Here is a 23781-nt window from a genome sequence, read left to right as displayed (position 1 = left end):
GGCGCGATACCTCCGGTATCGCTTCCTCCTCCGCCTTGCCGAGCCCGCCCCTCGCACCGCGTCCACTCGAACGGCGGAACGTCGTCATCGGATATCCGCGGGGGCGATGCCGACTCCGCAGCGTCAGGCTGCGGGAGCCAGGTAGTCGTCCCAGTCGGGCTGCGTCCGCTCCGCGCCGCGCACGAGCCAGGAGCCGGCGCGCGGCATCCGGGGGACGGTGCGCAGACGCCATCCCATCTCGTGCGGGGTGCGGTCGCTCTTGACGTTGTTGCAGCGCTGGCAGCAGGCGACGAGGTTCTCCCACGTGTCCCGGCCCCCGCGCGACTTGGGCTGGATGTGGTCGATCGTCGCCGCGTGCTGACCGCAGTAGCCGCAGCGGTGGTTGTCCCGGCGGAGCACGCCCCGGCGCGACACCGGCACGCTCCGGCCGCTCGGGATGCGCACGTACCGGGTCAGCACGATCACCGAGGGCCGCACGTGGTCGCCGTGCGCGCTGTGCACCGGATTGCCCTCGTCCGCGGCGATCACGGTCGCCTTCTCCGTCATCAGCAGGACCAGGGCCCGCTTGAACGACACCACCGCGAGCGGCTCGTAGCCGGCGTTGAGAACCAGAGTGCGCATCAGTGACCTCCGTGCTGTCGCACGCCGTCACGCGAAGGCGCCGCGACCACGAGCAAGGGCGCCGTCGTGATGACGGCGCCCTGCGAGGCCGCGGCGGAGTGCCGCGCGATGACGTGGAGTCGTATCCGCGTGTCGGAGGAGTGCACCGCCGCGGTGAGGACCCGCGCGCGTATCGAATCGGCCGGCCGCACGCGCGAGCGCAGCCCCACGCTGTGGCGCCCGCTCCGCTCGGCCATCCCGGCACTCCGTCCCTCGACGAATCGATCCGCTCGCCACGCGAGCGGACTGGGGTTCAGGTTAACCCTTCACGCCCGGAACACCAGGGGTCGGTCCGGATTCGTCACGCGGCGTTCACACGGCGGGACGACGAGAGCCCGCGCCCTCCAGGAGGGGACGGGCTCTCGAGCGGATCGACCGGATCAGCCGTTGATGCGCACGATCCGGTAGTCGGAGGTCCACAGCGGCTGCACGCGGACGCTCGCGCCCTCGTAGGGTGCGTGCAGGATGTTGCCGTTGCCGGCGTAGAAGCCGTCGTGGCCGTCCATGATGACGAGGTCGCCGGGCTGCGCGTCGGCGAGCGAGACGGAGGTGCCCATGGCGCCCTGGCCCGCGGCCGAGTGCGGCATCGAGATGCCGTACTGGGCGAAGACGTACATCACGAAGCCGGAGCAGTCGAAGCCGCTCGGGTCGGCTCCACCGAAGACGTAGGGCACGCCCTGGTACTGCATCGCTGTGTCGAACACCGCCGAGAGGCTGTAGCTGGTGGTCGGGGCGGCGGCCGCGATCTCGCTGGCCGAGGCGCCGGAGTAGGAGTTGAACTCCTCGGCGGTCTCGGCGCGCGCCTCCGCGACGTCGCTCGTGTCGACGACGGGCTCGGCCACCACGACGGGCTCGGGCTCGGGTGCGGGCGGCGGGGGGGCCGCCTCGGCCGAGAAGCCGTCGCGGGCGATCGCGGCCTGCACCACTCCGCCGTCGACGGCGACGGTCTGCGCGGAGCCCTGGCGGAGGAGGTCGGCTCGCGATGCCGCGAACAGGCCGTCGTCCTGGCTGCCCGGAGTGAAGGCGTAGGCGGGGAGCGCCATCGTCGCGACCAGCGCGCCGGCGAAGCCGACCATCGCGACCTTGCCGACGACACGGCCTCGGCGCTTGCGCGGGGTCCCGGCCGGCGACGGCACGAAGTCGGTGATGTCCGCGCGGCGGGCAGGAGCTGCGGGAACGGCGCGACGGGAGACGGGTGCGTCCCCGTGGATCCGGGCGCGGATGACCGGGGGCCGGTTCTCGAAGGTCGCGTCGCCGGAGCGGTCGGGGTGGTTGGAGCGGAACCGGTCGGGTGAGCCGGCGTCCTCGTTCGGGGTGAGGGGGTTCTGGGGCAAGGGGGAGATCCTCCGACGTCCCCTCAGCCCAGGCAGCTGTCCCGTCTCATGCACGAAGCATCGGTGTGCACAGGATCCGAGACGGGTGTGGGGGCGTCGGATCCCGCGCCCTGGGACCGAGGCTCGGCCGCAGGGCTCCACAGAGCGTAAGCGACCGTTACCGATTTGTCACCTTCTCGGCGGGAAGAGACCGCTCTCCCGTTCGCCTCCGGTCACCGGATGCGGTAAGGGCCCGTACGGGCCGCTCCCAGGGAGACGCGGGTCAGACGACGAGGAAGATGTGCGCCGCGACCTCGTTCGGCAGCTCGATGCCCGCCTCGGCGCCGTCGATGCGAGCGAGCACGTAGCCGTTGAGGGCCGAGAACTCGCCCTCGGCACCGGGGACGACGCCGGCCTGCTTGAGCTGGAGAAGGAGCTCCGGATCGACCTGCGCCGGCTCGCCGAGGCGCCGGACGACGCCGCGGCGGGGCTCGCTCGACCCCGCGACGAAGCGCGGCAGGCTGATGACGCCGTCGGCGAAGCGGGAGGCGGGGGTGTCGCCGAGCTCGTCCAGGCCCGGGATCGGATTGCCGTAGGGTGACTCGGTCGGGTGGTCGAGCATCTCGAGGAGGCGGCGCTCGACCTGCTCGCTCATCACGTGCTCCCAGCGGCAGGCCTCCTCGTGCACGAACTCCCAGTCGAGCTTGATGACGTCGTGGAGGAGCCGCTCGGCGAGGCGGTGCTTGCGCATGACGTGGATCGCCTTGCGGCGGCCGTCGGAGGTGAGCTCGAGGTGGCGGTCGCCCGAGACGACGACGAGGCCGTCGCGCTCCATGCGACCGACGGTCTGCGACACGGTCGGCCCGGAGTGGCTGAGCCGCTCCGAGATGCGCGCGCGCAGCGGGATGATGTTCTCCTCCTCGAGCTCGAGGATGGTGCGCAGGTACATCTCGGTGGTGTCGATCAGATCCGTCATCTCAGCCTTCCCGTCTCGGCGCGCTCCACCCTAGTGGTCGCCACGACGCAGCATCGGCGCTGCGGCGCGACGCAGGCCTCCGTCGCTCGGAGGAGGGGTGCGGGCCGGGAACCCTAGTATTAACGCATGCCGGACCTCACCATTCCTCGCGAGCTGCTCCCCCACGACGGACGGTTCGGCTGCGGCCCGTCCAAGGTGCGGCACGACCAGCTCGCCCATCTCGCGACGCAGGGCGCGCACCTCCTCGGGACCTCGCACCGCCAGGCGCCCGTCAAGGACCTCGTCGGGCGCGTGCGCGAGCACCTCGCCACGCTGTTCCGCATCCCCGACGGCTACGAGGTCCTGCTGGGCAACGGCGGCTCGACCGCCTTCTGGGACGCCGCCGCCTTCTCCCTCATCGAGCGCCGCGCCGAGAACCTCACGTTCGGCGAGTTCGGCCAGAAGTTCGCGGCCGCCGCCTCCGCGCCGTTCCTCGAGCCGGCCCACGTCGTCTCCGCCCCCGCGGGGTCCCGGAGCGAGGTCGAGATCGTCGAGGGGATCGACGTGTACGCGTGGCCCCACAACGAGACGAGCACCGGAGTGATGGCCCCGGTCCGCCGGGTCCGCGGCGACGAGGGCGCGCTCACCGTCATCGACGCCACCAGCGCGGCGGGCGGCATCGACGTCGACATCGCCGAGGCCGACGTCTACTACTTCGCCCCGCAGAAGAACTTCGCCTCCGACGGCGGACTCTGGTTCGGTCTCTTCTCCCCCGCCGCCATCGAGCGGATCGAGCGCATCGCGGCGAGCGGCCGCTACATCCCCGAGTTCCTGAGCCTCAAGAACGCCGTCGACAACTCGCGCCTGAACCAGACGCTGAACACTCCGGCGCTCTCGACCCTCCTGCTGATGGAGTCGCAGCTCGAGTGGATGAACGCCTCGGGCGGCCTGGCCTGGGCGTCGGCGCGCACGGCCGAGTCCTCCTCCGCGATCTACGACTGGGCCGAGGCCTCGAGCCTCGCCACCCCGTTCGTCGAGGTGCCCGAGCACCGCTCCCAGGTCGTCGCGACCGTCGACTTCGACGCCTCCGTCGATGCCGCTCTCGTCGCGAAGATCCTCCGCGCGAACGGGATCGTCGACACGGAGCCGTACCGCAAGCTCGGCCGCAACCAGCTGCGCGTGGCGACGTTCGTCGCGATCGAGCCGGACGACGTCCGCTCGCTGCTCGGCTGCATCGACCACGTCCTCGAGCGCCTGGCGGTCTGAGGCACGCCATGCGGCTGTGGTTGCGCGAGGAGGAGCGGCGGCCCGCGCCGCCGCCCTACGCGAGCGACGACGCGACGGCTCTGCTGGTCGGGTGCGTCGTCTGGGCGGTCGCGCTCGTGGCCGTGCTCGTGGCGACGGCCGTCGGAGCCGTCATCGAGCCGGTCGTCCTGTCGACCGTCGTGATCGGACTGGTCCTCGGCACGATCGGGCTGTTCTACAGCCGCAACCGCCGCTAGACCGCGTCGGTCTCCATCCGGAGTCCGGTGCCGTCGGCCTCGGGCTCGAGACGGACGCGCAGGCCGGTGAACTCGCCGAGGCGCTCGACGTGGGTGCCGCCGCACGCGATCGCGGCGTCCCCCGCGGGGAGGGTGCAGCGCCAGGTCCGCCGCGTGCTGAGGAGGTCGTCGTCGCGCTCGATGCGCACCTCCGCGTCCGAGGCGATCCACTCGGCGAGGAGGGCGTTCACCCGCTCCTGCACCTCGAGGATCTCCGCCAGCAGGCGGGCGGTGTCCATCCCGCTGCGTCGGAGGGACTTGCCGAGGCGGTAGACGTCGGTGGAGCCGGACTCGCGGATCCGCGAGGTCTGGATCGCCGCCTGGTCGAAGTCCGGGTTCCCGAGAGCATCGGTGCGCGCCGGCTTCGACCAGAACGAGGCCAGAGCGGCGTTCAGGGCGAGGGAGGCGAGGTGGCAGGCGGTGTGCCCACGGGAGAGCTCGTGCCGGTGCTCCGCGTCGACCTCGACGTCGACCTCGTCGTCCACGTGGAGTGAGGAAGCGTCGTCGACGATGTGGACGACGACGAAGCTCCACTCCGGAGTGCCGAGCCGCGCCGGGAGCCGCGTGCCGACGTGCAGCTCGCCGCCCTGCCACGCCCCGATGCGGCAGTCGATGAGGGGATGCCGCTCCCCCGCCACGACCAGCGCGCCGCGGTCGGGCCCCTGGTCGGGCCAGGTCGGGTCGACGGGGTGAGCGGAGGTCGCATCGAGGACGACCGCCCAGCGGCCGTCCTGCAGCCGGCCCACGTGCTGCACGCGCCCGGAGGAGCGCACGGCGCCGTCGGGATAAGCGATGCGGGTGTCGGAGTCGATGCTCATCGGGCGGCGCCGGACCGGATCAGCGGCGACGGCGACGGCGACGGGTGGTCGGGGCGGGAGCGGGTTCGGGCTCGACGTCATCGGAATCCTCGTCGTCTGGGTCGTCGTCCGGGTCGTCGGAGTCGTCCTCGTCCGAGTCCTCGTCGTCCGAGTCGTGGTCGTCGGAATCGTCCTCCGAGTCGTCGTCGTCATCCGAGTCGTCGTCGTCGCCCGCGTCCTCGTCGGAGTCGTCGTCCGACTCGTCGTCGAGGTCGTCTTCCTCGGCGTCCTCGAGCTCGTCGTCGTCCGCGTCCTCGACCTCCTCGCCGAGCGCGTCCTGCGCGGTCTGGTAGTCGGCGAGACGCACGGACCACGGCACCCAGTCCGGAGCGAGGACCGCGCCCTCACCCGGCAGCAGCTCGACCTCCAGGACGTTCACGTCCTCGGTCTCGTCGATCCGGGAAAGCGTCGCCGTCCACAGCCAACCCGGGTACCCGCGCATGAGGTTCGCGAACTGCAGCGACACGACGTGCTCACCCTGCGCCAGAGTCGTGACCAGCTCGCCGATCGTCCCCTCGGGGGCGATCTCGGCGAGCGCGGCGCGAGCGACATCGAGAGACCTCGCGAGCACGGCGTCCGCCTCGTAGACGGGCTCGGGAGCCTCGTCCGCGGCGGCCTCGTCCGCCTCCCCCGTGGAAGCGTCGTCGTCGGCTGACGTCGCGTCCGCCGCCGGTGCGCCATCGGCCTCGGAAGGTTCGTCCATGACGAGGGCGGAATCCTCAGCAGAAGTCGCATCCTCAGCAGGAGCCGAGTCGTCAGCAGGAGCCAGGTCCTGAGCAGGAGCCGAGTCCTCAGGTGTTCCCGCGTCGTCAGCAGGAGTCGAGTTGTCAGCAGTGGCCGCGTTCTCAGCAGGAGCCGGCACTGCAGCAGAAGCCGTGCCCGAGCCGAAGACTCCCGCCTCCGCGGCGACGTCGTCGGCCGGAGGAGTCTCCTCCGCAGAGGCGGAGTCCTCGCCAGAAGCCTCGGTCACCGGGAGGGCCGCGTCGCTCTCACCCTCGCCGGAGGGAGCCTCGTCGACAGGAGCCGCCTGGTCAGCGTCGGTCTCCTCGTCGGCTCCGCGCGCGTCCTCAGCGGAGGAGTCAGAATCGGCGGGAGTCGCGTCAGGCTCGGCGCCGGAGTCGCTCTCTCCCGAGGACTGCTCCACGCGAGCGTCCTCCGGGGTCGGAGCGGCGACGGTCTCCTCGACCGGGCCCTGCTCGTCGGTCGTGCCGTCGGCGTCAGGCATCCAGCTCGTCCGCAACCCGGCGCAGGAGCGCCGCGATCGTGCGCCCGTGCGCCTTGTCGGGGTAGCGGCCGCGCTTGAGCCCCGCGCCGATCCCGTCGAGCAGCTTGACCGTGTCCTCCACGATCACGGACATGTCGTCCGCGGACTTCCGGTTGAGCTTCACCAGGCTCGGCGGGGCGTCGAGGACGCGCGCCGAGAGCGCCTGCGCCCCGCGCTTGCCGTCGGCGATGCCGAACTCGAGTCGGGTGCCGGCCTTGACCGCGGTCCCGGAGGGCAGCGCGGAAGCGTGCAGGAAGACCTCCTGGCCGTCATCAGTGCTGATGAAGCCGAAGCCCTTCTCCTCGTCGTAGAACTTGACCTTGCCGGTAGGCATGCAGACCCCTCCTGGAAATGAAGCAGCCATCAGTTTAGTCGACCGGGGCCGCCCTATCCTTGACGGGTGAAGCCACAGGAGCCGGCGGGCGTCGGACGCGCGGAGCGCACGCTCGCCTACATGTTCATCGCGATCATCGTCGTGACGGTCCTCGCGTTCCTCGCGATCCTGGTCGCCCCCGCGCTCGGTATCCGCGAGTACGCCGGCCCGTTCTGGCAGTTCGTCTTCGCCGTGCCGCTGGTGGGCCTGCCCATCGCGTTCCTCATGATGATCGCGATGCTCATCGTGGGGGTCCGGCGCCGCCGCGCGCAGTCCTGATCGGACGCGGTCTCCTCCTGCCGCACCGCCTTTCGTCAGGCGTTCCCCGCCGCCGAGCCGGCACCGAGCGCCCGGACAACCGACTCCCAGACTCCGTACAGCCGACGGCCAGATACTGTCCTGCATGGACGGACCCCGCATTCTCATCGTCGACGACGAGCCCAACATCAGAGACCTGCTCACCACGAGCCTCCGCTTCGCCGGCTTCGCCGTGCGTGCGGTCGGCAACGGGGCCCAGGCCATCTCGGCGGTCCTCGAGGAGGAGCCGGACCTGATCATCCTCGACGTGATGCTCCCCGACATGAACGGGTTCGGCGTGACCAAGCGCCTCCGCTCGGCCGGGTACACCTCCCCCATCCTCTTCCTCACGGCGAAGGACGACACCGAGGACAAGATCACGGGCCTCACCGTCGGCGGTGACGACTACGTCACGAAGCCGTTCAGCCTCGACGAGATCGTCGCGCGCATCAAGGCGATCCTCCGCCGCACCATGCACGCCGAGGAGGACGCGGTCATCCGGGCCGGCGAGCTGACGATGGACCAGGACACGCACGAGGTCCTCGTCGGCGACGAGCCGGTTGAGCTCAGCCCCACCGAGTTCAAGCTGCTCCGCTACCTGATGCTCAACCCGAACCGGGTGCTCAGCAAGGCGCAGATCCTCGACCACGTCTGGGAGTACGACTTCAACGGCGATGCGGGCATCGTCGAGTCCTACATCTCGTACCTGCGACGTAAGCTCGACACGCATTCGGAGGAATCGCTCATCCAGACCAAGCGAGGATTCGGATACATGCTGAAGGTCGCGAAGGCCTAGCCTCCGCCACCTCGGCGCCACCTCCCGCCGGAGGCGCGGCGCCCGCCGATCCCGAGGGAGTTCCACCGCCATGCACCAGGGTCTGGCCGAGCGGTGGAACTCCATCTCGTTGCGCACCAAGATCACCGCGGTCACGGTCCTCCTGCTCACGCTGGGACTCCTCGTCTCCGGGATCGGGACGATGACGATGCTGAAGCCGCAGCTCGTCGCCCAGCTCGACGCGCAGCTGGCCGACCAGGTCCAGCGGACGGCGAGCGACCTCTCCGTCAACGACCTCGCCGCGATCGACGAGTCCAAGGCCGACTTCGGCGCCGTCTACGACCAGTACGGCACGCTCGACAACACGAACGCGTCCGGCGCGGCCGACCCCGCCTTCCCGCAGACCTTCACCCTCGAGCAGGCGCTGCAGGGCGGCGACAAGCCGATGGAGATCTGGAGCTCCAACGGCAAGGTCGAGTACCACGTCATGTCGACGGTGTTCACGAGGGGCACCGAGTACCAGACGCTCCTGCTCGCGGTGTCGACCCGCAGCGTCGACGTCATCATGACGACGTACCTCACGATCTTCCTCGGCTTCGGAGTCGCGATCGTCGTGATCGGCGCACTCCTCACCCGGCTGCTGGTCACCACCACCTTCGCCCCGCTGCGCGAGGTCGAGCAGACCGCCGCCGCCATCGCCGACGGCGACTTCAGCCAGCGCCTGGACGGCACGACACCCAACACCGAGGTCGGACGCCTCAACCGCTCCCTGAACGCGATGCTCGGGCGGATCGACTCCGCCTTCCGCGACCGCGCCCGCACGATCGACCAGATGCGCCGCTTCGTCGGCGACGCCAGCCACGAGCTGCGCACCCCGCTGGTCTCCGTCCGCGGCTACGCCGAGCTGTACCGGATGGGCGCTCTGCAGACGCCCGAGGCCGTCGGCCAGGCGATGGAGCGCATCGAGAAGGAGGCGATCCGGATGGGCGGCCTGGTCGAGGACCTCCTCGAGCTCGCCCGCCTCGACGAGACGAAGCCTCTCGCACTCGCGCCCGTCGATCTGATGCCGCTCGCCCGCGACGCCGCGATGGACGCGATGGCCTCCTGGCCCGACCGCGACTTCGGCGTCGAGACCCGCGACGACACCCCCGTGGAGACGCCCGCGCTCGAGCCCGACGAGGCCGGCGCCTCCGCCACTCAGACCATGGAGCTGACGAACCCCGGGCTCACCGGCCCGATCGCCGCGGCAGGAGCGAGGCTCGCCCGATTCCGCCGGCGTCCGCGCCGGGTCAACGCCGAGGAGATCGCCGCCGGCACCGCCACCGCCCCCGAGGAGCCGGGCGTGCCCGCGATGGTGATGGCGGAGGAGAACAAGATCCGCCAGGTCCTGACGAACCTGATCGGCAACGCCGTCCGCTACACGCCCGAGGAAACTCCGATCGAGATCGGCGTCGCCGTCGACCGCTCCCGCCGCCTCGCCCTGCTGGAGGTCATCGACCACGGCGAGGGCATCCCGCCGCAGATCCGCGAGAAGATCTTCCAGCGCTTCTGGCGCGCGGACACGTCGCGGACCCGCGAGACCGGCGGCAGCGGCCTCGGACTGGCGATCGTGTCCTCGATCGTCGCCGCGCACAAGGGCCGCGTGGACGTCGTCGAGACGCCGGGCGGAGGCGCGACCTTCCGCGTCGCGCTGCCGTTGCTCACGGTCGGCCAGAACGGCGAGACCTCCCCCGCCTCGGTCTGATCCGCACCGCGGTCCGTCTTACCTCGGGGCCCCTTCGGTCCGAGGTCTCCCGTCGACGTCCGCGAGCGTCACGGATCGATCCGCCCGGGGCGACCGTGACCTCGCGCACCCGGAGTGCACGGCCGCGCGCGGCTCACTCTCTCCTCTTGGGTACCATCGGGCGGCGAGCCCGCCCGGACCGCTGGAGATGAGACCCGACGCTCGACGGGTGCCGCGTCGCCGGATCCTGCAGAGTCGCCGTCCGCATCCGTTCGGCCGACGACATCTCCGCCCCGACCCCGTACGTCGCGACCCGCACCGGCGCACCCCACGCGCTTCTGGTGCCGGTGTCCGCTGAGGAGACCGAGGCGGCGCGGAGGGCGGCGCCACCGCAGGAGGACCGCCGTTGTGGTCGCGGAGCGGATCCAGGACCACCTGCCGGTCCGGTCGCCTGCTGCTCGCTCAGATGCCTCCGGAAACGCCGAAGGCGGCTCCCCCGGAGGGGAACCGCCTTCTGCGTGGTGGGGGGACGGACTAGAAGTCCATGCCTCCGGTGGGGTCGCCGCCCGCGGCGACCGGGTTCTTCTCGGGCTTGTCGGCGACGACGGCCTCCGTGGTGAGGAAGAGACCGGCGATCGACGCCGCGTTCTGCAGAGCGGAGCGCGTGACCTTGACCGGGTCGATGATGCCCGCGGCGATGAGGTCGACGTACTCGCCGGTCGCGGCGTTGAGGCCGTGTCCGGTGGGCAGCTCGCGGACCTTCGCAGCGACGACGCCGGGCTCCATGCCCGCGTTGAGGGCGATCTGCTTGAGCGGGGCGTCGATGGCGACCTTGACGATGTTCGCGCCGGTCGCCTCGTCTCCGACGAGCTCGAGCTTCTCGAAGGCGAGCTTGCCGGCCTGGATGAGGGCGACGCCACCACCGGCGACGATGCCCTCCTCGACGGCGGCCTTCGCGTTGCGGACGGCGTCCTCGATGCGGTGCTTGCGCTCCTTGAGCTCGACCTCGGTCGCCGCTCCGGCCTTGATGACCGCGACGCCGCCGGCGAGCTTCGCGAGGCGCTCCTGGAGCTTCTCGCGGTCGTAGTCGCTGTCGGTGTTCTCGATCTCGCCGCGGATCTGCGCGACGCGGCCGGCGATGGCCTCGGCGTCGCCGGCACCCTCGACGATCGTGGTCTCGTCCTTGGTGATGACGACCTTGCGGGCCGAGCCGAGCAGGTCGAGGGTGACGTTCTCGAGCTTGAGGCCGACCTCCTCGGAGATGACCTGGCCGCCGGTGAGGATCGCGATGTCCTGGAGCTGCGCCTTGCGACGGTCGCCGAAGCCCGGGGCCTTGACGGCGACCGACTTGAAGATGCCGCGGATCTTGTTGACGACCAGGGTCGCCAGCGCCTCGCCGTCGACGTCCTCGGCGATGATCAGCAGCTGCTTGCCCGCCTGGATCACCTTGTCGACGACCGGGAGCAGGTCCTTGATGTTCGAGACCTTGGAGTTGACGATGAGGATGTAGGGGTCCTCGAACACCGCCTCCTGGCGGTCGGGGTCGGTCACGAAGTACTGCGACAGGTAGCCCTTGTCGAAGCGCATGCCCTCGGTGAGCTCGAGCTCGGTGCCGAAGGTGTTCGACTCCTCGACGGTGACGACTCCCTCCTTGCCGACCTTGTCGATCGCCTCGGCGATGATCGCGCCGATCTCGGGGTCCGCGGCGGAGATGGAGGCGGTCGCCGCGATCTCCTCCTTGGTCTCGATCGCCTTCGCGCCGGCGATGAGCTCGGCGGTGACGGCCTTGACGGCCTTCTCGATGCCCTTCTTGAGGCTGATCGGGTCGGCGCCGGCCGCGACGTTGCGCAGGCCCTCGCGGACGAGCGCCTGAGCGAGGACGGTCGCGGTGGTGGTTCCGTCGCCGGCGACGTCGTCGGTCTTCTTGGCGACCTCCTTGACGAGCTCGGCGCCGATCTTCTCGTACGGCTCGTCGAGCTCGATCTCCTTGGCGATGGAGACGCCGTCGTTCGTGATGGTGGGAGCGCCCCACTTCTTCTCGAGGACGACGTTGCGGCCGCGCGGGCCGAGGGTCACCTTGACCGCGTCGGCCAGAGTGTTGAGTCCACGCTCGAGGCCGCGGCGGGCTTCTTCGTCAAAAGCAATGATCTTGGCCATGTGTGTTTCTCGTCCCTCCCGGACGTCGTGAAATGTCTGTGCTGGCACTCGACCGGAGCGAGTGCCAAGGTCGATTCTGGCACTCGCGGTGGACGAGTGCAAGCGACCGGCACGCGCTCCGACACGAAGGAGCCGCCGCCCGCACGAGGCGGACGACGGCTCCCGGGAGGCTCGGCGGTCAGGCCGGGCGGACCGATTCGGCCTGGGGGCCCTTCGACCCCGTGCCGACCTCGAACGCGACCTGCTGCCCCTCCTCGAGGACCTTGTACCCCGACATGTCGATCGCGGAGTAGTGGACGAAGACGTCCTGTCCGCCGCCGTCGACCGTGATGAAGCCGTAGCCCTTCTCAGCGTTGAACCACTTGACGGTTCCGTTCGCCATCTCTGTACTCCCCAGTGCTGTGATGCCCGCGGCACGAGCGATGTGCTGGTGCCTGGTCAGGAATACTAATCCGGCTATCGGCCCCGGGAGGGGCTGGAAAGGGCCTCGCGGGGAAGAGTTGCCCGGGATTCAACACGGAGGAAACGTGCCCGTAACAGAGGGCCCCGATCAGCCCTGCTCGGAGGCGTAATCGGCCCCCAGGACCACGACGACGGAGCCCGTCTCGACGAAGTCCTGCGAGAGCAGGACGGTCCCCGTTCCGAGCGAGTCGACGAGACCGAGGGCCGCTCCCTCGAGCGCTGGGTCGGTGTAGTAGACGGTCGTGGCGGCGATGTCCTCGGTGTTCGCGTTCGCGACGGTCGGGACGCTCCATCCGGCCGTCGTCAGGGCGTCGCCGGCGCTGGCGGCGAGTCCGACGGTGGCGGTGCCGTTGAGGACGGCGACGGCGAGATCGGGATCGAGCGTCGCGGCTGCGGTCGGGGTCGCCTCCGCGGTCGCGGTCGGCGGAGTGAAGACATCCGTGAACTGCACCCGGTCGTCGATGACCAGCAGCCCGATGAAGCCGAGCAGGACGATGACTCCGGTGGCGAGGGCGGCCCAGGCGAGGGCGACGGCGCGGGCGTGAGGGGCCGGCGGCCGGCGGTGGGCGCCGACGCGCGCCTCCGTCGCCGGGACCTCGTCGAAGCGGTCTCTCGGGTGCGTGTTCGACATCGGGGGTACGGCCGGCCTTCCGTTGGTGGACTCGAGCAGCTCGTCTACTCGAGGCGCCCGAGGCGTCGCGAGGCGCGGGCGCCGGCGCGCTGGTCGCGGATGCGCTGCAGCCGCGTGACGAGCATCGGGTCGTGCGCGAGGGCGGCCGGAGAGGCGAGCACCGCGCTGAGCACCTGATAGTAGCGGGCGGCCGACAGTCCGAACTGGGAGCGGATCGCGTCGTCCTTGTCCCCGGAGCGGGCCGTCCACTCGCGCTCGAAGGCGAGCACCCGCAGCTCGCGCTCGGACAGACCGGTGCCCGGTCTCGGGTCCGTCGTCCTGCTCATCCGTCCAGGGTAGGCAGGCCCACGGCCGCCGCCGGGGAGGCGCTCCGAACACCTCGTGACCGTGTCGCGGCATGGAGGCGGGGAGTCTCCTCCACAGCCCGCGGAGGCGGAATGGAGCCGTCGCCCCGGGGGTTGGACCAGGTGGAGGGGCGCGACCGCCCCCGTACACTGACGAGGATTCCGAGGGAGACCCATGTCGTCGTATTCCGTGAACAAGTCCGACGCCGAGTGGCGCGAGGAGCTCGACCGCGACCAGTACGCGGTCCTGCGCGAAGCGGCCACCGAGCGCCCGTGGACCGGCGAGCTGCTCGACGAGCACCGCTCCGGCCTCTATACCTGTGCCGCCTGCAGCGCCGAGCTCTTCAAGAGCGGCACGAAGTTCGACTCCGGCTGCGGCTGGCCAAGCTTCTACGAGTCCGTGAACCCGGACGCGGTCCAGCTGATCGAGGACAGCACCCTCGGCATGGTCCGCACCGAGGTCCGCTGCGCGAACTGCGGATCCCACCTGGGACACGTCTTCCCCGACGGCTTCGGCACGCCCACCGGCGACCGCTACTGCATGAACTCGATCGCCCTGAACTTCCAGGCCGAGGGCGAGTGACCGTGTCCTCCTCCCCCGTGCTCGAGGCCGTCCTCTCGCGCCGATCGCGCTCGAAGGTGACGCCGGAGGCTCCGGGGCACGACGAGATCGCGGCGTTCGTCTCGGCGGCGTCGCGTCTCGCCGATCACAGCTCGCTGCGCCCGTGGCGGGTCATCGAGATCCGCGGCGCCGCCCGCGACCGGGTCGGCCGCAGCTTCGCGGTCGCCTCGGGGGCGAAGAAGGACCCGCGGAAGTACATCGAGAAGACGCACCGCGCCTCCCTGCTGCTGGCCGTCGTGGTCAGCGTCAAGAAGTCGAAGGTGCCGGCCTGGGAGCAGGAGGCCGTCGCCTCGGGCGTCGCCCACCTCCTGAGCCTGCTGCTCGACGAGGCGGGCTGGGGTGTCTTCTGGCGCACCGGCTCCTACACGCGCGACAAGGCCGTGCGGAAGGCGCATCGCCTCGAGAAGGGCGAGGAGCTGCTCGGCTGGCTCTACGTCGGCCGTCCCGACGGGAAGATCGGCGGCCCCAAGCGTCCCGCTCCCGCCGAGCGGCACCTCAGCATCCTCGAACCGTGAGACGCGGCGGGCCCCGATCCGGGCGGATCCGGGGCCCGCGATAGGGTGGCCGGGCGCGCGAGCGCACCTGCCGACGTGGCGCAATTGGTAGCGCACCCGACTTGTAATCGGGCGGTTACGGGTTCAAGTCCCGTCGTCGGCTCAGGAGAGAAGAAGGCCCCGACCGCTGTGTGCGGTCGGGGCCTTCTGTATGCGCGGGGCTCGTGCGCGTCCGGGGCTCAGCCCGCGGCGGCCGGAGTGGGCTCGGAGGAGGCCGGAGCCTCGGTGGAGACCGGGGCGTCGCCGGGAGCCGGGGTCTCGGTCGACGCGGGAGCCTCGGTCGACGCGGGCGTGTCGCTCGGCGCCGGGGTCTCGGAGGAGGTGGGCGCGGGAGTCGCCGACGAGTAGGAGTCGGCGGCGGCCGAGAGCACGAAGGAGCTGAAGGCGTCCGGGTCGGTCAGCGAGCCCGAGTAGGCCTCGCCATTGACCAGGACGGTCGGGGTGCCCGTGACCGCGGGCACGTCCGTGCCGGGCAGCGGACCCGACGTAGCGCGCTCGGTCGCGGCGCGGACCCAGCTCACGAAGCTCTGGTCGTCGATGCAGGTGTTCACGGCCGCCGTGTCCTCGACGCCCGCCTGCGAGGCGTAGTCCTTCAACTGGTCGTCCGAGAGTCCGTCGGTCCCCTCCGCCGGCTGGTTGGCGAACAGCAGGGAGTTGAAGTCGAAGAAGGAGTCGGGCGAGCGGTCCGCGACGCACGCGGCGGCGTTGGCCGAGCGCTCCGAGTACTTGGTGCCGTTGGAGCGGGTCGTGAGGATGGCGATCGGGTGGATCTCGACCGTCGCGGCACCGCTGGTCACCCACTCCTTGATCTGGTCGCCGTTGGTCTTCTCGAACTGGCCGCAGTAGGGGCAGAGGTAGTCGAGGTAGACCCGGATGTCGACCGTGCCGGCCGAGGTGTCGAGCGCGCTGGGGGTGGGCGTCCCGTCGGCGGCGACGGCGCCGCTCGTCTGCGCGACCATGTTCTCGCCGATGACGACACCGTCGCTCGCCATGTTCGCCGGGCCCGGACCCGCGGGGCGGATGCTCGAGGTGACGGCGAAGACCACGATCACGACGACCGCGATCACGACGGCGGCGAGCCCGCCCTGCAGGGCGAAGCGGCTCACGCGGTCGCGGCGCTTCTGCTGCTCGCGCAGGCGGCGCGCCTTCTCTCGGGCGGCCTCTCGTCGCTGGTTCTTCGAGAGACGGTCGTTGGCTCCGCCGGTGGTCATGACAAGAACGCTCCGAATGAGAGAGGGGGAAGAAGGGGGTCGCCGGGCGCGACTCGCCGGAATCCTACGCGCGAGCCCTGGGAAACCTCCAAACGACGGATACGCGGTGCCCGACCGACGACTGTCGGCCCCGTGGCATACTGTGACGGTTGGTCGGAGTCGCCCACGCGATGATGACCATCACTTCCATTCACTCGGATCGTCCGGCACGTACCTGCCGGTGAAGGAGCAAGAACAATGGCGTCCGTAACTTTCGACCACGCGTCCCGCGTCTACCCCGGGGCCACTCGTGCCTCCGTCGACAAGCTCAACCTCGAGGTGGGCGACGGCGAGTTCCTCGTCCTCGTCGGCCCCTCCGGCTGCGGCAAGTCCACCTCCCTGCGCATGCTCGCCGGCCTCGAGGAGGTCAACGAGGGCCGCATCCTCATCGGCGACCGCAACGTCACGGACGTTCCGCCGAAGGACCGCGACATCGCGATGGTCTTCCAGAACTACGCGCTGTACCCGCACATGTCGGTCGCCGAGAACATGGGCTTCGCGCTCAAGATCGCCGGCGTCAACAAGGACGAGCGCGCCGCGCGGGTCCTCGAGGCCGCGAAGATGCTCGACCTCGAGCCCTACCTGAACCGCAAGCCGAAGGCGCTCTCCGGTGGCCAGCGCCAGCGCGTCGCGATGGGCCGCGCCATCGTCCGCAAGCCCCAGGTCTTCCTCATGGACGAGCCGCTGTCGAACCTCGACGCCAAGCTCCGCGTGTCCACCCGCACCCAGATCGGCACGCTGCAGCGCCGCCTGGGCATCACCACGGTCTACGTCACCCACGACCAGACCGAGGCGCTCACCATGGGCGACCGCATCGCGGTCCTCAAGGACGGCCTCCTCCAGCAGGTCGGCTCGCCCCGCGACCTGTACGAGAACCCGAACAACGTCTTCGTGGCCGGCTTCATCGGCTCGCCCGCGATGAACCTCTTCCACGCGGACGTCACCGACGGCGGCGTCAAGTTCGGCGACACCGTCCTCCCGATCGCCCGCGAGGCGCTCGCGAAGACGAGCCAGAAGGTCGTCACGCTCGGCGTGCGCCCGGAGGACGTCACCGTCTCGACCCAGCCCGGCGGACTGCCGATCGAGGTCGACCTCATCGAGGAGCTCGGCTCGGACGGCTACCTCTACGGCCACACCGAGGTCGAGGGCCGCCGCACCGACATCGTCGCGCGCGTCGACGGCCGCGTGCACCCGACCGCGGGCGACCGCGTGTACGTGACCGCGAACCACCGCGTGCACATCTTCGACGCGGAGTCGGGCGAGCGCCTCTCCTGAGCCTCCTCCTGCACCGCACGCTGCCGCCGTCCCCTCCAGGGCGGCGGCAGCGTCGTCTGCGGCTCCCCCACCGTCCGACACGCGACACGAACGGCGCACCATGTCCGGCTCCCTGAACATCACCTCGGCCACCGTCGACCCGGCCCTGCTCGACCTGCCGTGGAACCTGCGGCTCGACGACTGGCCCGACGAGTACATCGCCGCCCTGCCGAAGGGCATCTCGCGGCACACGGTCCGTTTCGCCCACCTCTCCGGTCACGTCGTCGCCGTCAAGGAGACGACCGCCGAGATGTCGCGGCGCGAGTACGAGATGCTGAAGACGCTGCAGCGCCTCGACGTGCCGTGCGTGGTGCCGGGCGCGGTGATCACGAACCGCACCGACGACGAGGGCGAGGCCCTGCCCGCCGTGCTGGTCACCCGTCACCTCAAGTTCTCGCTCCCCTACCGGGCGCTCTTCTCGCAGACGCTGCGGCCGGACACGGCGACCCGTCTGGTCGACGCGCTGGCGCTCCTCCTGGTCCGCCTGCACGTGATCGGCTTCTTCTGGGGCGACGTGTCCCTCTCGAACACCCTCTTCCGGCGCGATGCCGGCGCCTTCGCCGCCTACCTGGTCGATGCGGAGACCGGGCAGCTCTACTCGGGCGGCCTCTCGAACGGCCAGCGCGAGAACGATCTGGAGATCGCCCGCGTCAACATCGCCGGCGAGCTGCTCGACCTCGAGGCCGGCGGTCGCGTCGACGACGACCTCGATCCGATCACGGTCTCCGACGGCATCGTCGCGGCGTACCGCAGCCTCTGGAAGGAGCTGACCGGTGCCGAGTCGTTCGCGACCTCGGAGCGCTGGCGGATCAACGACCGCGTGAACCGGCTGAACGAGCTGGGCTTCGACATCGAGGAGCTCGCGATCAAGACCGACGAGGCCGGGTCCACGGTGCGGATCCAGCCGAAGGTGGTCGACGCCGGCCACCACCAGCGGCGGCTGCTCCGTCTCACCGGGCTGGACGCGCAGGAGAACCAGGCGCGGCGCCTGCTCAACGACCTCGACTCGTACACGGCGACCTACGACAAGCAGGGCCTGGACGAGGAGATGGTGGCGCACGAGTGGCTGGCGCAGGTGTTCGAGCCGGTCATCCGCTCGATCCCCCGTGATCTCAAGGGCCGCCTGGAGCCGGCCGAGATGTTCCACCAGCTGCTCGAGCACCGATGGTTCATGTCGCAGCAGCAGGCGCGCGACGTCCCCCTGGCGGAGGCGGTCACCGCCTACGTGAACGACATCCTGCGTCACCGCCGCGACGAGGCGACGGTCATCGCTCCTCCCACCGAGGCGCTGACCCTCCCGAACCTCGTCCTCGACGAGTCCGGCGACGCCGAGCTCACCGACGAGGACGCCGACGTCGACTGGACGAAGAACGTCTGACCCCCCACCACCGCAAGAGGGCCCGCGCTGTCAGCACGGGCCCTCTTCGCATCCCCCCGGCTCGCTCGCCGCAGGCGGCGCACTCGGTCCGCTCGCCGCAGGCGGCGCACTCGGTCCGCTCGCCGCAGGCGGCGCCCCTGTCCGCTCGCCGAAGGCGGCGCCCCTGACATCCAGACCTGGAGCGCGGGTGCCGGCGCGGTGAGCTGCAAGGCGGAGGAGGAAGCGATACCGGCGGTATCGCGCCCGACGACAACGCCGCAGATCGCCGTGCCGGTGCCCGCGCGGTGAGCTGCAAGGCGGAGGAGGAAGCGATACCGGCGGTATCGCGCCCGACGACAACGCCGCAGATCGCCGTGCCGGCGCCCGCGCTACTCGGAGGCGGAGCGGAGTTTGGAGATCTCGTAGAGCGCGACCGACGCCGCGATCCCGGCGTTGAGGGATTCGGTGGCGGAGCTGATCGGAATGGAGACGACGGCGTCGCACTGCTCGGTGACGAGGCGGGAGAGGCCCTTGCCCTCGCTGCCGACGACGACGAGGAGCGGCCGGTCGGCGAGTTCGAGGCCGGGCAGCATCACGTCGCCGTCGCCGTCGAGTCCGATGACGAAGACGCCGGCGCGCTTGAAGTCCTTGATCATGGCGGTGAGGTTGGACGCCATCGCGACGGGGATGCGCGCGGCGGCTCCGGCGGAGGTCTTCCAGGCGGCGGAGTTGAGGCCCACGGAGCGGCGCTGCGGGACGATGACGCCCTGGCCGCCGAACGCGGCGACGGAGCGGATGATCGCTCCGAGGTTGCGCGGGTCGGTGATGCCGTCGAGGGCGACGAGGAGGGGGACCGCTCCGCGGGAGACGCTGCGCTCGAGCAGGTCGCTCGGGTGGGCGTACTCGTAGGGCGGCACCTTTAGCACGAGGCCCTGGTGCACGGAGTCGGGGCCGGCGAGGCGGTCGAGCTCCGGGCGCATGACCTCGAGCACGGGAAGGCCGCGGGCGGTGGCGATCTTGAGCGCCTCCTTGACCCGGTCGTCCATCTCGATGCGGGTCGCGAGGTAGAGGGTGGTGGCCGGGATGCTGGCGCGCAGCGCCTCGAGGACCGAGTTCCGGCCCGTCACCATCTCGAAGTCGTCGCCGCTCTTGGGCTTGCGCGACGGAGCGGGGCGCCCCTGTCCGCGGGCGGCCGCGGAGAGGGCTCCGCCGGGGCGGCCCTTGCCGCCTGCGGCGACGAAGCGCTCGCGCGCGAGCTTCGCCTTGCCTGCGGGGTGGTAGGGCCGGTCCTCGGCCTTGGGCGTGGGCTTCTTGCCCTCGAGGGCCTGACGGCCCTGACCGCCGGAACCGACGGCCTTGCCCTTGCTCTTCTTTCGGACCGCTCCGGGGCGGCCGGGCTTATTCGCCATCGAGACTCCAATGCGCACCCGTCTGGGTGTCTTCGATCGTGATTCCCGCCGCGGCGAGATCGGTTCGGATGCGGTCGGCGCTCGCCCAGTCGCGCTGCTCGCGCGCGGTCTGGCGTTCGGCGACCAGGCGGTCGACCAGCACGCTGAGCGCGCGGTACGAGGGTTCGTCGTCGGAGCGCGCCCACTCGGGCGCCTCCGGGTCGATGCCGAGCACGGCCGCCATCGCGAGCACCTGGGTGCGCAGGGCCGAGACGGAGCCGAGGTCCTCGGCGTCGAGGGCGGCGTTGCCGGCGCGCACGGTCTCGTGCAGGACGCCGATGGCCTGCGGGACGGACAGGTCGTCGTCCATCGCCTCGGCGAACTCCTCCGGGACCACCGGCTCGCCGAGCGCGGCGAACCGCGTGCCGTCGAGGCGGCGGCGGGAGCGCTCGAGGAAGCCCTCGATCCGCTCCAGCGCCGCTTCGGCCTCCTCGAGGGCCCCGTCGTGGAACTCGAGGGTGGAGCGGTAGTGGGCCGAGCCGAGGTAGTAGCGGACGACGAGCGGGCGGGCCGCCTCGAGCAGCTCGGAGGCGAACACCGAGTTGCCGAGCGACTTGCTCATCTTCTGGCCGATGACGGACACGAGACCGTTGTGCAGCCAGTAGCTGGCGAAGGCGTGGCCGGCGGCGCTGGACTGGGCGAGCTCGTTCTCGTGGTGGGGGAAGCGCAGGTCGAGCCCGCCGCCGTGGATGTCGAACTGGGTGCCGAGGTACTTCGTCGACATCGCGGAGCACTCGATGTGCCAGCCGGGGCGCCCGGCGCCCCACGGCGAGGCCCAGGCGGCCGACTCGGGCTCCTCCGCCTTGGCGCCCTTCCAGAGAGCGAAGTCGTGCGGGTCGCGCTTGCCGCGCGGGTCGGCGTCGGTCGCCGCCTCCATGCTCTCGAGGCGCTGGTGGGTGAGCGAGCCGTAGTCCGGCCAGGACCGCGTGTCGAAGTAGACGTCGCCGGAGTCGTCGGGCGCCGGGTAGGCGTGACCGCGCTCGATCAGGGTCTGGATGAGGGTGATCATCTCGGCGATGCTCGCGGTCGCGCGCGGCTCGTAGGTCGGCGGGAGGATGCCGAGGGCCGTGTACGCGGCGGTGAACTCGAGCTCGACGCGGTAGGCGAGCGCCCACCACTGCTCGACCGGCGCGCCCTCGGGCACCCGACGCCGCGCGTCCTCGGCGATGGCGAGGATCTTGTCGTCGATGTCGGTGACGTTGCGCACCAGGGTGACCTGGAAGCCGCGGTACGCCAGCCAGCGGCGCAGCTGGTCGTAGGCGAGGGCGGAGCGCAGGTGCCCGATGTGGGGCGAGGACTGAACGGTGGGTCCGCAGACGTACATCCCGACCTCGTTCTCGCGGAGGGGGACGAAATCGACGAGGGCCTGGGCCTTCGAGTCATGCAGTCGCAGAGTCACGCGGGCGAGTTTACCGGGCGGACCGCTCCCGGCCGGGTCGGCGGCTCCGCCCGGCGACTACCGGGCGACAGCGGGGGTGGGGAGGACGAGTGCCGTCGCGGTCGCGGCGACCCCCTCGCCCCGGCCGGTGAAGCCCAGCGCGTCCGAGGTGGTGGCGGCGACGCTGACCGGTGCGCCGAGCAGCTCCGAGAGCAGCCTCTGCGCCTCTTCGCGCCGCGGCGAGAACTTCGGGCGGTTGCCGATGAGCTGCACCGAGACGTTGCCGATGGCGAAGCCGGCGGCCTCCACCAGCTCGCGGGTCGCGCGGAGGAAGACCTCGCCGTGGGCGTCCGCGAAGCGCGGGTCGGTCGTGCCGAAGCGGGAGCCGATGTCGCCGAGACCCGCCGCCGCCAGGAGCGCGTCGCAGATCGCGTGGGCGACCGGGTCGCCGTCGCTGTGCCCGGACAGGCCCCGCTCCCCCGGCCAGTGGAGCCCGGCGAGCCAGAGCGGCGACGCGTCGTCGAACGCGTGCACGTCCGTGCCGATGCCGACGCGCGGCACGACGACGGCGGGCGGCGGTGCGAGCACCTGCTCGGCGCGGGCCAGGTCCCAGGGGGTGGTGATCTTGAAGGCGAGCGGGTCGCCGGCGACGACGATCGAGGGACCGCCGCGCGAGGCGATGAGCGCCGCGTCGTCGGTGAAGTCCTCCTCCGCCGAGGCGTAGGCCTCGTCGAGGAGCGCGCGCGGGAAGCCCTGCGGCGTCTGCACCGCGGCGAGCTCGGAGCGGTCCACCGTGCCGAGGATCCCGCCGTCGGCGCGGATGCGCTTGATCGTGTCAGTGACCGGCAGACCCGGGATCACTCCGCCGCCCGTCTCCCGGACCGCCGCGATCACCCGCTCGAACTGGTCGACGGGCGTGAGGGCGCGGGCGGCGTCGTGCACGAGCACCGTCTCGACGGCCGGGCCGAGCGCCCGGAGCCCTCGAGCGACCGACTCCTGGCGGCTGGCGCCTCCGGCGACGACGCTGACGGAGCCGTCCGGGGCTCCGGCGGCGTGCGTCAGAGCGGCCGTCTCCTCGAGGAGGGCGGCGGGAGCCACGACGACGATCTGGACCGGCTCCGCGAGCAGCAGCACCGTGCGCAGGCTGCGCTCGAGGATCGTCCTCCCCGCGCAGTCGACGTAGGCCTTGGGGCGCTCGCGGCCGAGCCTCGTGCCGCTGCCGGCGGCGACGACGACGACGGCCGCGGTCGGCGCGCCGGCCGGACCGTTCAGGATGCGAGGACCTCGTCGAGGAGCACGGAGGCGGCGTCCTCGTCGGTCTTCTCGGCCAGGGCGAGCTCGGAGACGAGGATCTGGCGGGCCTTGGCGAGCATGCTCTTCTCCCCCGCCGAGAGGCCGCGGTCGCGGTCGCGGCGGGTGAGGTCGCGGACGACCTCGGAGACCTTGACGACGTCTCCGGACCCGAGCTTCTCGAGGTTGGCCTTGTAGCGGCGCGACCAGTTGGTCGGCTCCTCGACGACCTCGGCGCGCAGGACCTCGAACACGCGCTCGACGCCCTCGCGGCCGATGACGTCGCGGACGCCGACCAGGTCGACGTTGTCGGCGGGCACCTCGATGACGAGGTCGCCCTGCGCGACGCGGAGCTTCAGGTACGTCTTCTCCTGGCCCTTGATCGTCCGGGTCTTCACCTCGGCGATCGTGGCGGCTCCGTGATGGGGGTAGACGACCGTCTCTCCGACCTCGAACTGCATGCGACGTCCTTTCAGCGGCGGACAGATTACCATGCGCGCCGAGCGGGAAGGGAGTCCGGACGGGCGGAGCCGCGGTGCTCGCTACGCTAGCCTGGTGTCGGCTCGTGCACAGTGAAGTCGCCCTGTCCGGGGCGAGCGGGGCCGACGATCTGGAGGTTCCTGTGAAGGCGCGTATCGCTGCATCCGTCGTTCTCGCGGTCGGCGTCGCCCTCGCTACCGCCGGCTGCAACCTCGTCGCCCCGCAGGCGACGCGCAAGATCTACGACCCGAGCGACGGAGTCGGCGCGACGATCGGCGATCTCGCCATCCGCAACGCGATGATCGTCTCGGACGACGGCGAGGCCGGCACCCTGATCGTGACGCTCGTGAACTCCACCGATGAGGCGCTGAGCGTCGAGGTGCAGTACGAGGGCTCCGCGGGCCGCACCAGCGACACCGTCGACGCCGTCCCCGGCCGTACCGAGGTCCGCCCCGACAGCACCGAGGCCGTCCAGATGGACGACATCGACACGATCCCCGGCGGCCTGCTCCCCGTCTACTTCCAGTACGGCTCCGAGCAGGGCAAGGAGCTCCTCGTCCCCGTCCTGACGAACGCCCTCGAGGCCTACTCGACGCTGACTCCCGCGCCCTCCGCGACGCCGACCGTCACCCCGACGGCCGACCCCGCCCGGACGCCCTTCGCGGCGACCGCCCCGATAGGAGAACACGCGTGACCAGCATCCTGCTCGTCGAGGACGAGAGCGCCCTCAGCGAGC

25 protein-coding genes and 1 tRNA gene are annotated in these 23781 nt (G+C 71.1%); 11 read left to right on the top strand and 15 right to left on the bottom strand.

All coding sequences use genetic code 11. The features are described 5' to 3' along the window. Positions 1-123: 123 nt before the first annotated feature. From C5B98_RS00135 to C5B98_RS00120, 3 genes are all read right to left on the bottom strand, one after another. Positions 124-621 carry an HNH endonuclease gene (locus C5B98_RS00135; RefSeq protein ID WP_104224608.1) on the bottom strand — a complete coding sequence of 166 codons (498 nt, stop codon included), beginning with the start codon at positions 619-621 and terminating at the stop codon, positions 124-126. Between the two features lie 419 nt (positions 622-1040). After that, the gene (locus tag C5B98_RS16740) at positions 1041-1994 is read right to left on the bottom strand and encodes a C40 family peptidase (protein WP_258062354.1); all 954 of its coding nucleotides are present in this window, start codon (positions 1992-1994) and stop codon (positions 1041-1043) included. A gap of 262 nt (positions 1995-2256) precedes the next feature. Continuing rightward, a complete protein-coding gene (locus C5B98_RS00120; RefSeq protein ID WP_104224606.1) occupies positions 2257-2949 on the bottom strand; it encodes a metal-dependent transcriptional regulator in 693 nt (230 codons plus the stop codon). A 126-nt stretch (positions 2950-3075) separates the two neighbouring features. On the opposite strand from C5B98_RS00120, the gene serC reads away from it, so the two are divergent. Then, positions 3076-4194, top strand: coding sequence for a phosphoserine transaminase (gene serC / locus C5B98_RS00115; protein WP_104224605.1), 1119 nt, complete (start codon positions 3076-3078; stop codon positions 4192-4194). A gap of 8 nt (positions 4195-4202) precedes the next feature. Further along, entirely contained in the window at positions 4203-4430 is a 228-nt protein-coding gene (locus C5B98_RS00110) for a DUF2530 domain-containing protein (protein WP_104224604.1), read from the top strand. On the opposite strand, the gene C5B98_RS00105 is transcribed toward C5B98_RS00110, so the two are convergent. Genes C5B98_RS00105 through C5B98_RS00095 form a run of 3 tightly spaced genes read right to left on the bottom strand, consistent with a single transcriptional unit; the run spans position 4427 to position 6924 of the window. After that, positions 4427-5368: a metal-dependent hydrolase gene (locus C5B98_RS00105; protein WP_258063391.1), complete on the bottom strand. Its 942-nt coding sequence runs from the start codon at positions 5366-5368 to the stop codon at positions 4427-4429. The two genes, C5B98_RS00110 and C5B98_RS00105, sit on opposite strands and share 4 nt — an antisense overlap. Continuing rightward, positions 5307-6551 carry a DUF3027 domain-containing protein gene (locus tag C5B98_RS17170; protein WP_258063390.1) on the bottom strand — a complete coding sequence of 415 codons (1245 nt, stop codon included), beginning with the start codon at positions 6549-6551 and terminating at the stop codon, positions 5307-5309. Before C5B98_RS17170 ends, C5B98_RS00105 begins: the two co-directional genes overlap by 62 nt. Further along, on the bottom strand, positions 6544-6924 hold the full coding sequence (locus tag C5B98_RS00095) for a cold-shock protein (RefSeq protein WP_104224602.1): 381 nt from the start codon (positions 6922-6924) through the stop codon (positions 6544-6546). The genes C5B98_RS17170 and C5B98_RS00095 overlap by 8 nt, the downstream gene beginning before the upstream one ends. A 66-nt stretch (positions 6925-6990) precedes the next feature. Here C5B98_RS00095 and C5B98_RS00090 point away from each other — a divergent pair, with 66 nt between their 5' ends. The 3 genes from C5B98_RS00090 to C5B98_RS00080 all read left to right on the top strand — a co-directional run bounded on the left by C5B98_RS00090 (position 6991) and on the right by C5B98_RS00080 (position 9779). Further along, positions 6991-7242 carry a hypothetical protein gene (locus C5B98_RS00090; RefSeq protein ID WP_244229474.1) on the top strand — a complete coding sequence of 84 codons (252 nt, stop codon included), beginning with the start codon at positions 6991-6993 and terminating at the stop codon, positions 7240-7242. Between the two features lie 124 nt (positions 7243-7366). Then, a complete protein-coding gene (locus C5B98_RS00085) occupies positions 7367-8056 on the top strand; it encodes a response regulator transcription factor (protein WP_055787731.1) in 690 nt (229 codons plus the stop codon). A 70-nt stretch (positions 8057-8126) separates the two neighbouring features. Continuing rightward, on the top strand, positions 8127-9779 hold the full coding sequence (locus C5B98_RS00080; protein WP_104327083.1) for a HAMP domain-containing sensor histidine kinase: 1653 nt from the start codon (positions 8127-8129) through the stop codon (positions 9777-9779). A 513-nt stretch (positions 9780-10292) separates the two neighbouring features. On the opposite strand, the gene groL is transcribed toward C5B98_RS00080, so the two are convergent. The 4 genes from groL to C5B98_RS00060 all read right to left on the bottom strand — a co-directional run bounded on the left by groL (position 10293) and on the right by C5B98_RS00060 (position 13334). Then, the gene (groL, locus tag C5B98_RS00075) at positions 10293-11915 is read right to left on the bottom strand and encodes a chaperonin GroEL (protein ID WP_104224600.1); all 1623 of its coding nucleotides are present in this window, start codon (positions 11913-11915) and stop codon (positions 10293-10295) included. 178 nt (positions 11916-12093) lie between these two features. Then, positions 12094-12297 (bottom strand): cold-shock protein, encoded by a 204-nt coding sequence (locus tag C5B98_RS00070; protein ID WP_104224599.1) that lies wholly within the window; start codon positions 12295-12297, stop codon positions 12094-12096. A gap of 168 nt (positions 12298-12465) precedes the next feature. Then, the gene (locus C5B98_RS00065; RefSeq protein ID WP_104224598.1) at positions 12466-13008 is read right to left on the bottom strand and encodes a LytR C-terminal domain-containing protein; all 543 of its coding nucleotides are present in this window, start codon (positions 13006-13008) and stop codon (positions 12466-12468) included. Between the two features lie 44 nt (positions 13009-13052). After that, on the bottom strand, positions 13053-13334 hold the full coding sequence (locus C5B98_RS00060; RefSeq protein WP_104224597.1) for a DUF3263 domain-containing protein: 282 nt from the start codon (positions 13332-13334) through the stop codon (positions 13053-13055). Positions 13335-13527: 193 nt separating this feature from the next. Here C5B98_RS00060 and msrB point away from each other — a divergent pair, with 193 nt between their 5' ends. The 3 genes from msrB to C5B98_RS00045 all read left to right on the top strand — a co-directional run bounded on the left by msrB (position 13528) and on the right by C5B98_RS00045 (position 14631). Then, positions 13528-13935: a peptide-methionine (R)-S-oxide reductase MsrB gene (gene msrB / locus C5B98_RS00055; RefSeq protein ID WP_104224596.1), complete on the top strand. Its 408-nt coding sequence runs from the start codon at positions 13528-13530 to the stop codon at positions 13933-13935. Next, a complete protein-coding gene (locus C5B98_RS00050; RefSeq protein WP_104327082.1) occupies positions 13932-14489 on the top strand; it encodes a nitroreductase family protein in 558 nt (185 codons plus the stop codon). Before msrB ends, C5B98_RS00050 begins: the two co-directional genes overlap by 4 nt. 69 nt (positions 14490-14558) lie before the next feature. Next, positions 14559-14631, top strand: a tRNA-Thr gene (locus C5B98_RS00045). Positions 14632-14707: 76 nt separating this feature from the next. On the opposite strand, the gene C5B98_RS00040 is transcribed toward C5B98_RS00045, so the two are convergent. Next, the gene (locus C5B98_RS00040) at positions 14708-15739 is read right to left on the bottom strand and encodes a thioredoxin domain-containing protein (RefSeq protein WP_104249377.1); all 1032 of its coding nucleotides are present in this window, start codon (positions 15737-15739) and stop codon (positions 14708-14710) included. A gap of 237 nt (positions 15740-15976) precedes the next feature. Between C5B98_RS00040 and C5B98_RS00035 the strand changes: the two genes are divergently transcribed. Both C5B98_RS00035 and C5B98_RS00030 read left to right on the top strand, forming a co-directional pair. Then, complete coding sequence (locus C5B98_RS00035) at positions 15977-17053, top strand: ABC transporter ATP-binding protein (protein ID WP_104224593.1); 1077 nt, start codon at positions 15977-15979, stop codon at positions 17051-17053. 100 nt (positions 17054-17153) lie between these two features. Then, on the top strand, positions 17154-18470 hold the full coding sequence (locus C5B98_RS00030; protein ID WP_104226481.1) for a DUF4032 domain-containing protein: 1317 nt from the start codon (positions 17154-17156) through the stop codon (positions 18468-18470). Between the two features lie 368 nt (positions 18471-18838). Here the strand turns inward: C5B98_RS00030 and rlmB are convergent, their stop codons facing one another. From rlmB to C5B98_RS00010, 4 genes are read right to left on the bottom strand one after another with little or no spacing between them, the layout of a single operon-like run. Next, positions 18839-19858 carry a 23S rRNA (guanosine(2251)-2'-O)-methyltransferase RlmB gene (gene rlmB / locus C5B98_RS00025; protein WP_104224591.1) on the bottom strand — a complete coding sequence of 340 codons (1020 nt, stop codon included), beginning with the start codon at positions 19856-19858 and terminating at the stop codon, positions 18839-18841. Then, positions 19848-21296: a cysteine--tRNA ligase gene (gene cysS, locus C5B98_RS00020; protein WP_104247688.1), complete on the bottom strand. Its 1449-nt coding sequence runs from the start codon at positions 21294-21296 to the stop codon at positions 19848-19850. The genes rlmB and cysS overlap by 11 nt, the downstream gene beginning before the upstream one ends. A gap of 57 nt (positions 21297-21353) precedes the next feature. Beyond that, on the bottom strand, positions 21354-22550 hold the full coding sequence (ispD, locus tag C5B98_RS00015) for a 2-C-methyl-D-erythritol 4-phosphate cytidylyltransferase (RefSeq protein WP_181065419.1): 1197 nt from the start codon (positions 22548-22550) through the stop codon (positions 21354-21356). Further along, positions 22544-23026: a CarD family transcriptional regulator gene (locus tag C5B98_RS00010; protein WP_104224589.1), complete on the bottom strand. Its 483-nt coding sequence runs from the start codon at positions 23024-23026 to the stop codon at positions 22544-22546. The genes ispD and C5B98_RS00010 overlap by 7 nt, the downstream gene beginning before the upstream one ends. A 161-nt stretch (positions 23027-23187) precedes the next feature. Here C5B98_RS00010 and C5B98_RS16735 point away from each other — a divergent pair, with 161 nt between their 5' ends. Then, complete coding sequence (locus C5B98_RS16735) at positions 23188-23739, top strand: hypothetical protein (protein ID WP_104355311.1); 552 nt, start codon at positions 23188-23190, stop codon at positions 23737-23739. The last annotated feature ends 42 nt before the right edge of the window (positions 23740-23781 follow it).

Origin of the sequence: Rathayibacter sp. AY1A5, assembly GCF_002930875.1 — a bacterium.
In the GTDB taxonomy this organism is placed as follows: Bacteria; Actinomycetota; Actinomycetes; order Actinomycetales; family Microbacteriaceae; genus Rathayibacter.
Note: the sequence above shows the minus strand (reverse complement) of the source record. Positions and strands in the feature narration are given on the sequence as shown.

Bases quoted from the DNA above. Each gene is read 5' to 3' on its own strand.
- C5B98_RS00135 (WP_104224608.1), bottom strand. From the start codon at position 621: ATGCGCACTCTGGTTCTCAACGCCGGCTACGAGCCGCTCGCGGTGGTG.
- C5B98_RS00120 (WP_104224606.1), bottom strand. From the start codon at position 2,949: ATGACGGATCTGATCGACACCACCGAGATGTACCTGCGCACCATCCTC.
- serC (WP_104224605.1), top strand. From the start codon at position 3,076: ATGCCGGACCTCACCATTCCTCGCGAGCTGCTCCCCCACGACGGACGG.
- C5B98_RS00110 (WP_104224604.1), top strand. From the start codon at position 4,203: ATGCGGCTGTGGTTGCGCGAGGAGGAGCGGCGGCCCGCGCCGCCGCCC.
- C5B98_RS00105 (WP_258063391.1), bottom strand. From the start codon at position 5,368: ATGACGTCGAGCCCGAACCCGCTCCCGCCCCGACCACCCGTCGCCGTC.
- C5B98_RS17170 (WP_258063390.1), bottom strand. From the start codon at position 6,551: ATGCCTGACGCCGACGGCACGACCGACGAGCAGGGCCCGGTCGAGGAG.
- C5B98_RS00095 (WP_104224602.1), bottom strand. From the start codon at position 6,924: ATGCCTACCGGCAAGGTCAAGTTCTACGACGAGGAGAAGGGCTTCGGC.
- C5B98_RS00085 (WP_055787731.1), top strand. From the start codon at position 7,367: ATGGACGGACCCCGCATTCTCATCGTCGACGACGAGCCCAACATCAGA.
- C5B98_RS00080 (WP_104327083.1), top strand. From the start codon at position 8,127: ATGCACCAGGGTCTGGCCGAGCGGTGGAACTCCATCTCGTTGCGCACC.
- groL (WP_104224600.1), bottom strand. From the start codon at position 11,915: ATGGCCAAGATCATTGCTTTTGACGAAGAAGCCCGCCGCGGCCTCGAG.
- C5B98_RS00070 (WP_104224599.1), bottom strand. From the start codon at position 12,297: ATGGCGAACGGAACCGTCAAGTGGTTCAACGCTGAGAAGGGCTACGGC.
- C5B98_RS00065 (WP_104224598.1), bottom strand. From the start codon at position 13,008: ATGTCGAACACGCACCCGAGAGACCGCTTCGACGAGGTCCCGGCGACG.
- C5B98_RS00060 (WP_104224597.1), bottom strand. From the start codon at position 13,334: ATGAGCAGGACGACGGACCCGAGACCGGGCACCGGTCTGTCCGAGCGC.
- msrB (WP_104224596.1), top strand. From the start codon at position 13,528: ATGTCGTCGTATTCCGTGAACAAGTCCGACGCCGAGTGGCGCGAGGAG.
- C5B98_RS00040 (WP_104249377.1), bottom strand. From the start codon at position 15,739: ATGACCACCGGCGGAGCCAACGACCGTCTCTCGAAGAACCAGCGACGA.
- C5B98_RS00035 (WP_104224593.1), top strand. From the start codon at position 15,977: ATGGCGTCCGTAACTTTCGACCACGCGTCCCGCGTCTACCCCGGGGCC.
- C5B98_RS00030 (WP_104226481.1), top strand. From the start codon at position 17,154: ATGTCCGGCTCCCTGAACATCACCTCGGCCACCGTCGACCCGGCCCTG.
- rlmB (WP_104224591.1), bottom strand. From the start codon at position 19,858: ATGGCGAATAAGCCCGGCCGCCCCGGAGCGGTCCGAAAGAAGAGCAAG.
- C5B98_RS00010 (WP_104224589.1), bottom strand. From the start codon at position 23,026: ATGCAGTTCGAGGTCGGAGAGACGGTCGTCTACCCCCATCACGGAGCC.